The sequence below is a fragment of the Streptomyces sp. KM273126 genome, assembly GCF_004337435.2.
Classification (GTDB): Bacteria; Actinomycetota; Actinomycetes; order Streptomycetales; family Streptomycetaceae; genus Streptomyces; species Streptomyces acidicola.
The window spans coordinates 3,379,900-3,392,089 of sequence record NZ_SJXB02000001.1; the positions used below are offsets into that span (position 1 = coordinate 3,379,900).

The window sequence follows — 12,190 nt, forward strand, 5'->3', positions numbered from 1 at the left end:
TCAAGCCCGGTACCGTAAAAGAGGTTTCGCGTACGCGCCCCCAACTGCGGATCAGGCGGGGAGCGTTGCGGAAACCGCGGAAGTGGAACAGTCCGGCCGCACAGACCCCCCACGGCGGTGAGTAATGGCACGACGCAAGGACATCGACGGCTCGATGAGCGTCCCGACCTTCTACGGCAAGGAGTTGAGGTGGCAGCGGGAAGCCGCCCGGCTCTCCCTGGAGCAACTTGTCGCGGGCAGCTTCTACGGCAAGTCCCACCTGAGCGACATCGAGCGGGGGGAGCGACGGATGCCGCTGGATCTGGCCCGGCATGTGGATGAGGTCCTGAAGACGAACGGGTTCTTCGAGCGGAACTGTGAGGATGTGCGGAGGGCGCGGAGGGGGCCGCACGCCTGGTACTTCGAGAAGGTCCTGGAGGCGGAGCGGCACGCGGAGTCCATCGAGGAGTGGTGCCCCAGCACCATCCCCGGGCTGCTCCAGACGGCCCCCTACGCGCGGACGCTGGTCCGGTCGGCCCACCCGACGGCCTCCGACGAGGAGGTGGAGGAGAAGGTACAGGCCCGTCTGGCTCGCGCCCGCCTCTTCGAGGACGATCACTCCACCCCTGAGTACTGGGCGGTCCTGCACGAGTCGCTGATCACCGACGTGATCCTGCCGCCGCGCGACATGGCCGAACAGCTAGACCGGATCGTGGGATTGGCCGAGCGGCACCGGATCACTCCGCAGATCGTTCCGCGGAAGTGCGGCGCGTATCCCCTGATGGCCGCCTCCATCAAGGTCATGACCTTCCCCGACGCGCCGCCACTGGTCTACATCGAGGCGTCGTACAGCGGAGACACCATCGACGATCCGGCCCTCGTGAAGCAGTACCGCAAGGCATACGATCGGCTCAGGGCCGTCGCACTCGCTCCGGAGGCGTCCCTGGCCATGATCAAGGCAGCGGCGGAGGATTACCGAAATGGCAAGCAACCGGATCGACTTGAGTGACGCGCTCTGGTTCAAGAGCAGCCACAGCAACGGTGACGGCGGCGACTGCGTGGAGGTCGCGAGCGACTTCCCCGGCGCCGCCCTCTGGCGCAAGTCGAGCTACAGCAACGGCGACGGCGGCAACTGCGTGGAGATCGCCGACAACCTCCCCGGTCTCGTCCCCGTACGCGACTCCAAGGCCCCCGACGGGCCCGTCCTCGTCCTCACTGCCCACGCCTGGGCCCCGTTCGTCGCGGCGCTCAAGGTGGACGGGCTGGCTGGCTGAACGTTCGCCGTTCGTGTTTCCGTGGGCGTATGACCACATCGACCGTGGAGTACATCCGGTACCGGATTCCCGAGGAGCGGTCGGCGGAGTTCCTGTCCGCCTACGCCAAGGCCGCCGCCCCGCTGGCGGAGGCACCGCAGTGCGTCGACTACGAACTGGCCCGCTGCGAGGAGGACTTCGAGCACTTCATCCTCCGCATCACCTGGACGTCGACCGAGGACCACTTGGAGGGCTTCCGGAAGTCGGAGCTGTTCCAGGACTTCTTCGCCGAGATCCAGCCGTACGCGCCGTACATCGAGGAGATGCGCCACTACAAGCCGACCGTCGTGCGGGGCACGGGCGCAGGGGAGGGGGCGGCGGCCGCCCGGACACCTCCCGCAGCCGCTACTCCGGTCGGCCAACCGTGGGGCCCCCGAGAGCGGACGCGCTCCGGCCGGAGGCCCTCGCGTCCGCGCCCCAGCTCGCCAGCAGACGCAGCGCTTCCGCGGACGGTGAGCCCGGCTCCGCGTGGTACGTGATCAGAGCCTGCTCGCCGTCGTCCGGCAGCCGGAATGTCTCGAAGGACAGGGTGAGCTCACCGACCAGGGGATGACGCAGCCGCTTCACCCCGTGGCCCTTCTCTCTGACGTCGTGCGTGGCCCACAGCCGCCGGAACTCCTCGCTCTTCATCGAGAGCTCCCCGACCAGCGCGGACAGCCGAGGGTCGTCCGGATGGCAGCCCGCGTCCATACGCAGATAGCTCACCACGTCGGCCGCCTTGCGGTCCCACTCCACGAACAGCTCGCGGTACTCGGGCTTCAGGAACACCATCCGCGCCCAGTTCCGCTCCTGGGCGGGCAGCTCGGACCAGTCCCCGAAGACGGCCGCCGCCATCCGGTTCCACACCAGGACGTCCGAGCGCCGCCCGGTGATGTACGCGGGGACACCGTCCAGCAGGTCCAGCAGCTGCCGCAGCGAGCCCCGCACCTGCTCCGTCCGCGCCGACGGCTTCTTCTTGTGCGCCTTCCCCTTCGCGAGATGCGTGAGATGCGCGTGCTCGGCGTCGCTCAGCCGCAGGGCGCGCGCGATCGCGTCGAGCACCTCCGGCGACACATTGCGCCCGTTCCCCTGCTCCAGCCGCGTGTAGTACGCCACCGAGACGCCCGCCAGCTGCGCGAGTTCCTCCCGGCGCAGCCCGGGCACCCGGCGGTGCCGGCCGAAGTCCGGCAGCCCCACGTCCTCCGGCTTCAGCCGGGCGCGCCGGGTGCGCAGGAACTCGCTGAGCTCGGCCCGCCGGTCCAGGGTCCCCCCGGCATCGCCGGCGGGCCCCTGGCCGCCGGCCGGCACGGTCTCGGGCTTCTCGTCCATGCCTCCAGTATTCACGGTCGTACGACCGTGAGCCTGACCCCGCCAGTAGTAGGACCAGTGGACGTACGCAAAGCTGTGACCTGGGCGAACCCTGGTGGCTGAGGCAGGCTGGAAGTCGCGCCCGGCCCGAAGGCAGGCCGGGAGCCCGAGCAGGATGATCCTCTGCTGTTTCTTAGGAGTACCCCCCGCATGACCACCACTGTCGCTGCATACGCTGCTCCCGCGGCCAAGGCTCCGCTGGAGCGCACCACGATCGAGCGCCGCGAGGTCGGTGAGTTCGACGTACTGATCGACATCAAGTTCGCCGGCATCTGCCACTCGGACATCCACCAGGCCCGCGAGGGCTGGGGCGAGGCCATCTTCCCGATGGTGCCCGGGCACGAGATCGCCGGTGTCGTCTCCGAGGTCGGCTCCGGCGTGACCAAGTACCAGGTCGGCGACCGCGTGGGCGTCGGCTGCATGGTCGACTCCTGCCGTGAGTGCGAGAACTGCAAGGCAGGCCTGGAGCAGTACTGCCTCAAGGGCAACATCCCGACGTACAACGGCATCGGCAAGGACGGGGAGCCCACCTACGGTGGCTACTCCCAGAAGGTCGTCGTCGCCGAGTCCTTCGTCGTACGCATCCCCGACGGGCTCGCGCTGGATGTGGCCGCGCCCCTGCTGTGCGCCGGCATCACCACGTACTCCCCGCTGAAGCACTGGAACGCGGGCCCCGGCAAGAAGGTCGCCGTCCTCGGCTTCGGCGGCCTCGGCCACATGGGCGTCAAGATCGCGCACGCCCTGGGCGCCGAGGTGACGGTCCTCTCCCAGTCCCTGCGCAAGAAGGACGACGGGGAGCGGCTGGGCGCCGACCACTACTACGCGACCAGCGACCCGAAGACCTTCGAGGAGCTCCGGGGTTCCTTCGACCTGATCCTGTCCACCGTGTCCGCCCCGCTGGACCTGGACGCCTTCCTGTCCCTGCTGAAGGCGGAGGGCGCCTTCGTGAACGTCGGCGCGCCCGAGGAGCCCGTCTCGCTCAACCTCTTCTCGGTGATCGGCGGCGGCAAGACCCTCGCCGGCTCCATGATCGGCGGCATACGCGAGACCCAGGAGATGCTGGACTTCTGCGCCGAGCACGGCCTGGGCGCCGAGATCGAGCTGATCGAGGCCTCCGAGATCAACGTCGCGTACGAGCGGGTGCTGTCGAGTGACGTGCGGTACCGGTTCGTGATCGACACGGCGACGATCTGATCTTCGCGTGGCGTTCCTGACGTTTCTGAGGGCCGGGGCCGGTGAGGCGGTTTCTAGGGATCGCTGCGACACGTGGTCGTGTTGATCAGGCCGCGAGCAGTTTATGCAGGCGCTCGGCTGGGGTTTCCCAGCCGAGCGTTTTGCGTGGGCGGCGGTTGAGCTGGTCGGCGACAGCGGCCAGGTGTTCGGGGCTATGGACCGAGAGATCGGTGCCTTTGGGGAAATACTGCCGCAGCGGACCGTTCGTGTTCTCGTTCGAGCCGCGCTGCCAGGGGCTGGCGGGGTCGCAGAAGTAGACCGGGATGTCGGTGGCAAGGTGAACCCTCGCTAAGGTAAGGCTTACCTTGGCCTGCCCGAGTCTCGCCTAGGACCCGAGTCCCCGTTCGTGAGACGGAGCGGATGGGGTCGGAGGACGGATGGTGCTCGCCGGAGCGGGTGCCTAGCGTGGGAAGTGTCCTTGAAGTCGTACGGGCAGCGCCGCGATGTCGTGCGCACCCCACTCGTGCCGAGGAGTCTTCGCCATGTCCGTCGAGCTGAACCACACGATCGTCGCCGCCCATGACAAGCAGGCGTCGGCCCAGTTCCTCGCCGACATCCTGGGGCTGGAGGTGAGTCCGGAGTTCGGTCCGTTCATCCCGGTCGAGATCACCAACGGCGTGACCCTCGACTACGCGGACACGTCCGGGCCCATCACGCCCCAGCACTACGCCTTCCTCGTCTCGGAGGCGGACTTCGACGAGATCTTCGCCCGCGTGCAGGCGGCCGGCCTCACCTACTGGGCGGACCCGTACCACCGCCGCTCAATGGAGATCAACAGGAACGACGGCGGCCGGGGCGCCTACTTCGACGACCCGAACGGCCACAGGCTGGAGATCCTGACCAGGCCGTACGGCAGCGGAGGCTGACGGCTCGTCCGCCCTCTCCTGCCGGTCACCGGCCTCCGCCCGCCGGGCGGAGGGGCGGGGGAGCGGGATCGTCTTCCGCCTCCGGGCGGGCGATCCCCGGCCCTCCGCGTGCCCGCACTCCGCGAAGGGCTCGTTCTCAACACGTTCCAGACCTTCTAGCCGTCGTCCGCGTCATCGTCCGGCACCCAGCGCAGTACGTCGCCGGGCTGGCAGCCGAGTGTGCGGCAGATCGCGTCAAGGGTCGTGAACCGTACCGCCTTGGCGCGACCGTTCTTCAGTACGGCGATGTTGGCGGGGGTGATGCCGACGGCATCGGCGAACTCGCCCACCGACAAGCCGCGTTTGGCGAGCTGGAGGTCGAGCTCGACGATGATCGCCATCAGACCACCTCGGCGATCTCGGTCTGCAGCTCCGTCGCCTTGAGCAGGAGACTGCGCAGGACGACAACGAGCATCGCGAACGCCACCCCCACACCGACGCTCGCGACAGCCGCGATCAGCGCGCTGATGATGTCCATGCCGTCCTGGGGAGAGGGGATTTCGGCCAGAGCCAGATGCCCGGCGGCCCCGATCGCCATCAGCGTCGCCACGATCGATGCCCCGATGATGATGTCGACCCATCGGAAGGCCTTCGTTGTGAAGATCGCGTCGCGTTGGACCATGGTGAGCAGCATCCACACCGCGGCGAGGGCGACCTGGATGCAGACGACGCCGATGATCGCCACTGTCACGTAGGGCGCGGCGAACGGGGCGTAGGGAGGGAAGCGGTCGACCTCGTCGGCCGCCATCGTGGGGATGACCACGATCTGACCGAAGAGACCGAATGCGAACGCTGCGACGATGCCGGCGCGGAGCGCGGCTATGAGGAAGCTGTGCATGCATCGATTATCGATCGCTTTCGATCGAAAATCAATCGATCCCGCCCGACTGATCGATGTCAGGGTGTGAAACGGCGCGGCACGCCCGGCGACCTCATGCGTTCACGGCACCAGCGTGACCCCCGTCCCGCCGAGCCCGCAGTACCCGGACGGATTCCTGGCCAGGTACTGCTGGTGGAGCGCGCTCGCCGGATAGAAGGGGTACTCCTCGGCCGGAAGGATCTCCGTGGTGATCTCGCCGTATCCGGCGGCCGACAGGGCCCGTTGGTAGGCCGCGAGGGTCTCCTCGGCCGCGGCGCGCTGGGCGGGGGAGCGGGTGAAGAGGATCGACCGGACGTGGGTGCCGACGTCGTTGCCCTGGCGGAAGCCCTGGGTGGGGTCGTGGGACTCCCAGAAGAGGGTGAGCAGATCGCGGTACGACACCCTGTCCGGATCGAACACGACGCGCACCGTTTCCGCGTGCCCCGTCAGCCCCGTACGCACCTCGTCGTCCACGGGGTGGGGCGTGTATCCGCCCTGGAAGCCGACCAGCGTCGTCCACACCCCGCCCGGAAGCTGCCAGTACCTCCGCTCGGCACCCCAGAAGCACCCGAGCGCGAAGTCCGCGACCTCGGAGCCCTCGGGGTACGGCCCCCGCAACGCCGTCCCGAGCACGGCATGCCGCTCGGGCACCTCGTACGCGAGCGAGGGGCGCCCCGGGGGCGCCTCCTCGGGTGTGGGCATGCGCAGCTCACGACTCCGACCGAACAGCACGGCTCCCCCTCGACTTCCGGTACCGACGCACCCAAGCGAAACGTCCGCTTCCCATTCTCCGGGGCCGACGCGGCCCGGCACAGGGCAGTGATCGGCCGACTTCGCGGCACGGCGGGCGGAAACGGCTACGGCGCCCGGGATGCGAGGCGCCGTAGCCGCAACGGGAGCGGTGGTCGGAGGTCGTCAGTTCGGGTTGTCCGCGTGCGTGAGGGTCGTCCAGGCGTTGAAGTAGTTGTCCGTGCCGGAGGGCCGGTGTGCCTCGGTGTACTTCTGGGTGTTGGACATGGCGATGCCGAGGCGGTTGTGGAGCGCGTTGAAGCCGACCTCGGTGACCCGGGCGAGGCCCGGGCTGATCGAGCCGCCGCACAGCCAGGACGGCACGGCGGTGCCGTTCTCGTAGGAGGTGTGGAAGCCCAGTGCGTGGCGCAGCCGGTCCTGGATCCTCGGATAGAGGTCCTGGCCCTGGATGCGGCTGGTCTCCGCGATGTCCGCGATGGAGGCGATGCCCCAGCCGGTGTGCCCGAAGTCGCGGCAGGTCTCCTGGGCGAGGCCGTCGGTGAAGGTGCTCTGGCCCTGCCAGTACTTGATGATCTCGGCGCTGGTGTCGATGCTGCTGCCCGCGGGCGGCTTGGGCAGGTCGCCGTCACTGGTCAGGTAGACGTACGCGGGGACGCGGGCGAGGAAGGTGCTGACTGCCTTGTCGTAGCTGGTGCGGTCCTCGATGAAGACCGAGATGCCGATCGCCGCCTCGGTCATGACGAGTTCCCAGTTGCCGTTCTTGGTCGCCGCGCCGTTGATCACCTCGGGGAGGTACACGGTGCGAAGCATGGTCGCGAAGCGGCCGCCGTTGGACCAGTCTCCGTCGTAGGTGTACTTGATGATCTCGGCGGCGCGCGGCCAGGTCGCCCCGGACCAGCCGGACTGCAGTGGGGCGTTGCTGTTCGTGTGATCAGTGATGGTCGCGGACCAGGCGTCCATGATCTCGATCGACTTCTTGGCGTACCTGCTGTCCCGGGTGAAGTACCAGGCGAGCGCGGTGGTGTAGGCCGCTATGGCGTCCTGACGCTCGTCGGTGCAGCCGTAGTTGGGGTTGGACCCCGACCCGCACTCCACCACGGCCCGTGGCTTGGCCGTACGCGACAACGAGGCGTAGGAACTCGCCATCATGCCGTCGTACGCGGCCTTCCACGGCTGTTGGCCGGCCTGCACCTTCGAACGGGAGAAGTCGAGTTGGGCCCGGCTCACCAGCACGCCGGGGTGGGTGAAGGTGGCCGGTGCGGCCGACGCGGCCGCCGCCCGTGGGGCCGGCCCGGTGAACTGAAGACTCAACAGGCCGGCCAGTAGAGCTAGAACAGTGAGCAGTGCGGTTCTGGTTCGTGCCATCCGATGACCTCATTCACGAATGGGAACGCAGTTCCGAATATGGAAGGATTGGTCCGGACCATAAGGATGTACCGTGAACATGTCAATGCATGCGCGCGTGCTGAGTCCTCGCAGCCATGTAGCCCGCGAGGTGATCCACCGCTGACCGGTCGCGGTACGCGGTGCCAACCCCTGCCCAACGCAGACCTCGCGACGAGAAGGCCGTGAACGAGGCTTGGCGATCCAAGCCAAGCCCTGTTCGCGACCCCTTTTGATCCATGGCCGGTTGATGTTTCTGAACAGGGCTCAGTTCCTCGCCCCACCGGCCAGGAAGGCGCTCAGGCTGTCGAGGAGCATGGTGCTGCCCTGCTCGGCCATGTCGCGTTCCTCGGCGGTGTCGCAGGTCTGGTGAAGCACGATCTGCGTGTGCTGGTCGTCCTGCTCGTCGAGTTCCACGGTCATGGCCGCGGGCGCGGGCTTGCCGGGTACGTCCATGCCGACCACCAGGCGGCGGTTCTCGGCGACCTCAAGATACGAGCCGGTCAGCGGGAATTGCCCGCCGTCGGGCGTGACCATCGTGGCCTTCCACGCTCCGCCCGGCCGTACGTCCATCTCGACGGAGCCGGCAGCAGCGTAAGCCCACTGGGCATACTGCTCGGGGGTGGTCCACGCACGCCACACCTTCACCGCAGGGGCGTCGAGCGTCCGGGTCAGCTTGTAGGAGAAGCCGTCGGCCGGGGTGGTCTGCTCGGTGCTCATGCTTCGTCTCCTCGTTCTTGTGCCTGGCTTGTGCTGGCTTCTGCCTGGCTTGCCTGGCTTATGCCTGGTCGGGACTGTCACACCGGTAGACGCCCGCCGACGCGGAAACTCATCGGTCTGCGCCCTCTTCGGTGCCCGTCAGTGGCGCCGCCGCCCCAGAGACCCCTCCCAGGCACAGCTTCCGAAGTGGATGGCGGCGATCGACCGCTTCACTCCCGTCAAGATCCTCGGCCTGGCGCTGCTGCTCTCGGCGGCCAACCTCAAGAACGCGCCCCTGACCATCGCCGCGGGCGCCTCGATCAGCTCCGCCGGGCTCCCCGTGCCACAGCAGATCGGAACACTCGCGATCTTCGTGGTCATCGCCTCCCTCGGAGTGCTCGCACCACTCGCCGTCTACCTGGTCATGGGCGAACGCGCCAAAAGCATCCTCGGCAACTGGCGGGACTGGGCCGCGCAGCACAACGACGCCGTCCTGGCCGTCCTCTTCTTCGTGCTCGGCCTCAAGCTCCTCGGCGACGGCATCAGCATCCTCGCCACCTGAGAACCTGCGCGCTTTCGGGTCAGCCGCCACCCTGCTCGACGTGAAGGTGGATCGGACCGCGAAGGACAGGGCTGCGCCGGTACGGAGGCGGATCGGTGACCAGCCTGGGCCGATCGAGGCGGCGTACCAGCTCGGTCAGCGCGATCTGGGTCTCCCGCCGGGCCAGCGGGCCGCCGAAGCACAGATGGATGCCGCTGCCGAATCCCAGGTGCTGGTTGTCACGCCGATCGGGGTCGAAGCGGTCGGGATCGTGGAAGCGGTTCGGATCGCGGCTGCCCGAGGCCAGCATCAGCATGATCTGCGAGCCCTTGGGGATGACGGTGTCGGCGACGGTGATGTCGCTGTACGCCGCCCGCCAGGGAATGATGTGCACGGGCGGCTCGTAACGCAGCAGTTCCTCTACCAGCGGTACGACCAGGCCCGGTTCGTCACGCAGTCGCTGCAGGACCTGCGGGTGGCGCAGCAGCGTCAGCATGCCGTTGGCGATGAGGTTGACGGTGGTCTCGTGGCCGGCGATGAGGAGCAGGTGGGCGGTGCTGACGATTTCGTCGTCGGTCATTCGCCCGTCCGGCCCGTCGTCGTTGGCCAGCCGCGACAACAGGTCGTCGGTAGGCCGGGCGTGGCGTTGTTCCAGCAGCCCGCCGAGGTACTGGTGGAGGTCCTTGGTGGCCTGCACGCCGTTGTCGAGTTTTTCCTTCGGGTCGGTCTTGGGGTCGTAGTCGATCGAGTTGACGATGGCGTCCACCCACACGTGGAACCTCGGTTCGTCCTCGCGGGGCACGCCGAGCACGTGGCAGATCACAGTGACGGGGAACGGGTAGGCGAAGTCGTCGACGATGTCGATCTGCCCTTTGCCCGCGAAGCCGTCGGCCAGACTGCTGACGGTGGCGGTCAGGGCGGGTTCCAGGCCGGTCACCAGCCCCGGGGTGTGCGGGGGGCCGAAATGACGCATCGCCAAACGGCGCAGGCGGTCGTGCTCGGGCGGGTCGAGGTTGATGAACGACGGCGTGGTGCGTTCCTCATACAGGGGCATCGGATGCGCCAGATTGCGGACGTCGGAGCTCAGGTGCGGGTTGTGCAGTATGTCCGTGAGCTCGCGATACGTGCTGATGACGTAGCTGCCGTCCTCCTGCCGAGCCACCGGCGTCCTGCGCAGCTCGGCGTACAGCGGGTACGGGTCGGCGCGGGAGGAGTAGTCGAGAATCCGGTGCAGCGTGTCGGGCCTCTGGATCGTGGTCATCTCGCTTTCCTCCTGTTCCCTTCCCTCCTACGGGTGCTGCTGCGCGGACGTGACGCGCCGCTCACCCGGGTCATGACCGGTGACGACCACGGTGGCGCCCTCGGCGAGCAGGGTGGGGCCGGGGAAGTCGACGGGTACCGGTTTCATGTCGACGGGCTGGTCGGGCGTGGGGCAGGGCGGCGGGAAAGGTGCGGCCGTCTCGATGAGCCGCCGGTAGTGGTCCAGCCACTTCGCGTTGTCGAAGCTCACCGCCGCGGTGACGCGGCCCCGATAGCCGTATGAGGCGACGAAACGGTGGTCGGACACCGACCCCTGGGTGACAGCCACCTCGTCGGCGAAGGTCGGCACGCCGACGGACTTGATGTTGACGCCGAACTGGATCGACCAGAACAGCGGGATGGACAGGTGCGGCCAGCGGTCCGCCTGGCCACTGACCATGTTGTGCGCCGCGACCTCGGCCTGCTCCACGGCGTTGACCCAGTGCTCCAGCGAGATGAGCCGGTACTCGTAGACCGGGTTCGGGCAGCGTGCCACGTCTCCGGCGACGAAGACGTCGTCGGTGACCAGGCCGTTGAGGTCGAGGGCGCGGCAGCCCGTGTCGCAGGCGATGCCCCAGACGCCCGCCGCCAGGCCCGAATCCCGCAGCCACTCGGTGTTGCGGATGCCTCCGAGCGCCACCACCGCCACATCGGCGTCGATCGTGCTTCCGTCGTCGAAGTGAGCGCGGCGGAGCCGCCCCTGTGCGTCGCCCTCCAGTTGGGTGACCTTGACACCGCAACGCAGGTCGACACCGTGAGCGCGCTGCATGTCCGCCGCGACCTCGCCGATCATGGCGCCGAGCGCTCCGACCAGCGGGGCCGGCGCGCGTTCGGCGACGGTCACGGGGATGTCCCGCTCACGGCAGACGGAGGCGATCTCGGAGCCGGTGAATCCCGCACCGATGACCAGCACACGGGAGGGCCCGGCGGCGAGGGCTTGCCGCAGGCTCTCGGCGTGCTCTCGCGTACGGACGACGAACACGCCGTCCAGGGCTGCCTCGCTCTCCACGAACCAAGGCCGGGCCCGTACCCCGGTGGAGATCAGCACTCGGTCGAAGGGGACCTCGCGTCCGTCGGCGAGACGGACATGGTTGGTCGCCAGGTCCAGCCCGCTGGCGGGCACACCCAGCAGCCACTCCGCATCGACGTCACGACGTCGCGGCAGCGTGGTGCCCCCGGCCGGTACCCACCCGGTCAGTACCTGCTTGGACAAGGGGGGCCGGTCGTAGGGCTCGCCCAACTCGTCGCCGATCATGGTCAACGATCCGGTGAAGCCCTCGGCGCGCAGAGCCTCCGCGGCCCTCAGTCCCGCCAGTGACGCCCCGACGACCACGATGCGGCCGTCGCGCTTGAACGCTCGCAGGTTGTCGGCGCTGGTCATGACCTCGACGCCTCCACCGGTGCGTCCCGTCCCTCCAACTGGTCGACCAGAATCGCCTGGACCGGGCAGGCCGCCGCGGCGCGCAGCACCTGGTCGCGCCGGGCGTCGTCAGGGCTCGGGTCGTACATCAGCGCTTCTTCGCCGTGCATCCGGAACGCGTCCGGAGCCAGGAAGGCGCACTGCGCATACCCTTCACATCGGGAAAGATCAACGACAATTCTCATCCCGACCTCCGCAGGTACTGCGAGCTGCGGACCCTGAAGCCGGCGCTACTCCGGCGCTACTCCGGCGCTACTGTGGCGCGCAAAGCGCGAGACGGGCTGACGGAGAGGGAATGGGCCGTTGCCCACCTCTGCCTGCGAACTGCGAGGGGGTGCACCGCGCTCGGCGGGTCTCCGCAGAAAGAACTGATCACCACGTACAAGACGTACAGGACGTGCAAGACGTGCAAGGCACGCAATGCACAAAACGCACAAGGCGTGCAGACGCATAAGACGCACG

Annotated in this window: 14 protein-coding genes and 2 pseudogenes; 6 read left to right on the plus strand and 10 right to left on the minus strand. The window is 68.2% G+C overall.

The window, feature by feature from the left end; genetic code table 11:
- Window positions 1-124 precede the first annotated feature (124 nt).
- From E0500_RS14595 to E0500_RS43830, 3 genes and pseudogenes are all read left to right on the plus strand, one after another.
- Window positions 125-988: a helix-turn-helix transcriptional regulator gene (locus tag E0500_RS14595; RefSeq protein WP_181587001.1), complete on the plus strand. Its 864-nt coding sequence runs from the start codon at window positions 125-127 to the stop codon at window positions 986-988.
- The gene (locus E0500_RS14600; RefSeq protein ID WP_131563220.1) at window positions 960-1,253 is read left to right on the plus strand and encodes a DUF397 domain-containing protein; all 294 of its coding nucleotides are present in this window, start codon (window positions 960-962) and stop codon (window positions 1,251-1,253) included. Before E0500_RS14595 ends, E0500_RS14600 begins: the two co-directional genes overlap by 29 nt.
- A gap of 29 nt (window positions 1,254-1,282) precedes the next feature.
- Window positions 1,283-1,597: pseudogene (locus E0500_RS43830) on the plus strand (putative quinol monooxygenase); the annotation flags it as partial.
- A gap of 40 nt (window positions 1,598-1,637) precedes the next feature.
- Here the strand turns inward: E0500_RS43830 and E0500_RS14610 are convergent.
- A complete protein-coding gene (locus tag E0500_RS14610; RefSeq protein ID WP_131563221.1) occupies window positions 1,638-2,600 on the minus strand; it encodes a helix-turn-helix domain-containing protein in 963 nt (320 codons plus the stop codon).
- Between the two features lie 189 nt (window positions 2,601-2,789).
- Here E0500_RS14610 and E0500_RS14615 point away from each other — a divergent pair, with 189 nt between their 5' ends.
- A complete protein-coding gene (locus E0500_RS14615; protein ID WP_131563222.1) occupies window positions 2,790-3,833 on the plus strand; it encodes an NAD(P)-dependent alcohol dehydrogenase in 1,044 nt (347 codons plus the stop codon).
- Between the two features lie 85 nt (window positions 3,834-3,918).
- On the opposite strand, the pseudogene E0500_RS14620 reads toward E0500_RS14615, so the two are convergent.
- Window positions 3,919-4,149: pseudogene (locus E0500_RS14620) on the minus strand (IS30 family transposase); the annotation flags it as partial.
- Window positions 4,150-4,354: 205 nt separating this feature from the next.
- On the opposite strand from E0500_RS14620, the gene E0500_RS14625 reads away from it, so the two are divergent.
- Window positions 4,355-4,738, plus strand: coding sequence for a VOC family protein (locus E0500_RS14625; RefSeq protein ID WP_131563223.1), 384 nt, complete (start codon window positions 4,355-4,357; stop codon window positions 4,736-4,738).
- Between the two features lie 155 nt (window positions 4,739-4,893).
- On the opposite strand, the gene E0500_RS14630 is transcribed toward E0500_RS14625, so the two are convergent.
- The 5 genes from E0500_RS14630 to E0500_RS14650 all read right to left on the minus strand — a co-directional run bounded on the left by E0500_RS14630 (window position 4,894) and on the right by E0500_RS14650 (window position 8,489).
- On the minus strand, window positions 4,894-5,118 hold the full coding sequence (locus tag E0500_RS14630; protein ID WP_131563224.1) for a helix-turn-helix transcriptional regulator: 225 nt from the start codon (window positions 5,116-5,118) through the stop codon (window positions 4,894-4,896).
- Window positions 5,118-5,615 (minus strand): DUF2975 domain-containing protein, encoded by a 498-nt coding sequence (locus E0500_RS14635; RefSeq protein WP_131563225.1) that lies wholly within the window; start codon window positions 5,613-5,615, stop codon window positions 5,118-5,120. Before E0500_RS14635 ends, E0500_RS14630 begins: the two co-directional genes overlap by 1 nt.
- 102 nt (window positions 5,616-5,717) lie before the next feature.
- Complete coding sequence (gene msrA / locus E0500_RS14640) at window positions 5,718-6,338, minus strand: peptide-methionine (S)-S-oxide reductase MsrA (RefSeq protein ID WP_220140512.1); 621 nt, start codon at window positions 6,336-6,338, stop codon at window positions 5,718-5,720.
- A gap of 213 nt (window positions 6,339-6,551) precedes the next feature.
- Window positions 6,552-7,751 carry an alginate lyase family protein gene (locus E0500_RS14645; protein WP_131563227.1) on the minus strand — a complete coding sequence of 400 codons (1,200 nt, stop codon included), beginning with the start codon at window positions 7,749-7,751 and terminating at the stop codon, window positions 6,552-6,554.
- A gap of 285 nt (window positions 7,752-8,036) precedes the next feature.
- Window positions 8,037-8,489: an SRPBCC domain-containing protein gene (locus E0500_RS14650; RefSeq protein ID WP_131563228.1), complete on the minus strand. Its 453-nt coding sequence runs from the start codon at window positions 8,487-8,489 to the stop codon at window positions 8,037-8,039.
- On the opposite strand from E0500_RS14650, the gene E0500_RS14655 reads away from it, so the two are divergent.
- A complete protein-coding gene (locus E0500_RS14655) occupies window positions 8,488-9,030 on the plus strand; it encodes a GAP family protein (protein ID WP_131563229.1) in 543 nt (180 codons plus the stop codon). The two genes, E0500_RS14650 and E0500_RS14655, sit on opposite strands and share 2 nt — an antisense overlap.
- A 19-nt stretch (window positions 9,031-9,049) precedes the next feature.
- Here E0500_RS14655 and E0500_RS14660 read toward each other — a convergent pair whose 3' ends face one another.
- From E0500_RS14660 to E0500_RS14670, 3 genes are read right to left on the minus strand one after another with little or no spacing between them, the layout of a single operon-like run.
- Window positions 9,050-10,270, minus strand: a complete 1,221-nt coding sequence (locus E0500_RS14660; RefSeq protein ID WP_131563230.1) for a cytochrome P450 — start codon at window positions 10,268-10,270, stop codon at window positions 9,050-9,052.
- Window positions 10,271-10,297: 27 nt separating this feature from the next.
- Window positions 10,298-11,689, minus strand: a complete 1,392-nt coding sequence (locus tag E0500_RS14665; protein ID WP_131563231.1) for an NAD(P)/FAD-dependent oxidoreductase — start codon at window positions 11,687-11,689, stop codon at window positions 10,298-10,300.
- Complete coding sequence (locus tag E0500_RS14670) at window positions 11,686-11,913, minus strand: ferredoxin (RefSeq protein WP_131563232.1); 228 nt, start codon at window positions 11,911-11,913, stop codon at window positions 11,686-11,688. Before E0500_RS14670 ends, E0500_RS14665 begins: the two co-directional genes overlap by 4 nt.
- Window positions 11,914-12,190 lie beyond the last annotated feature (277 nt).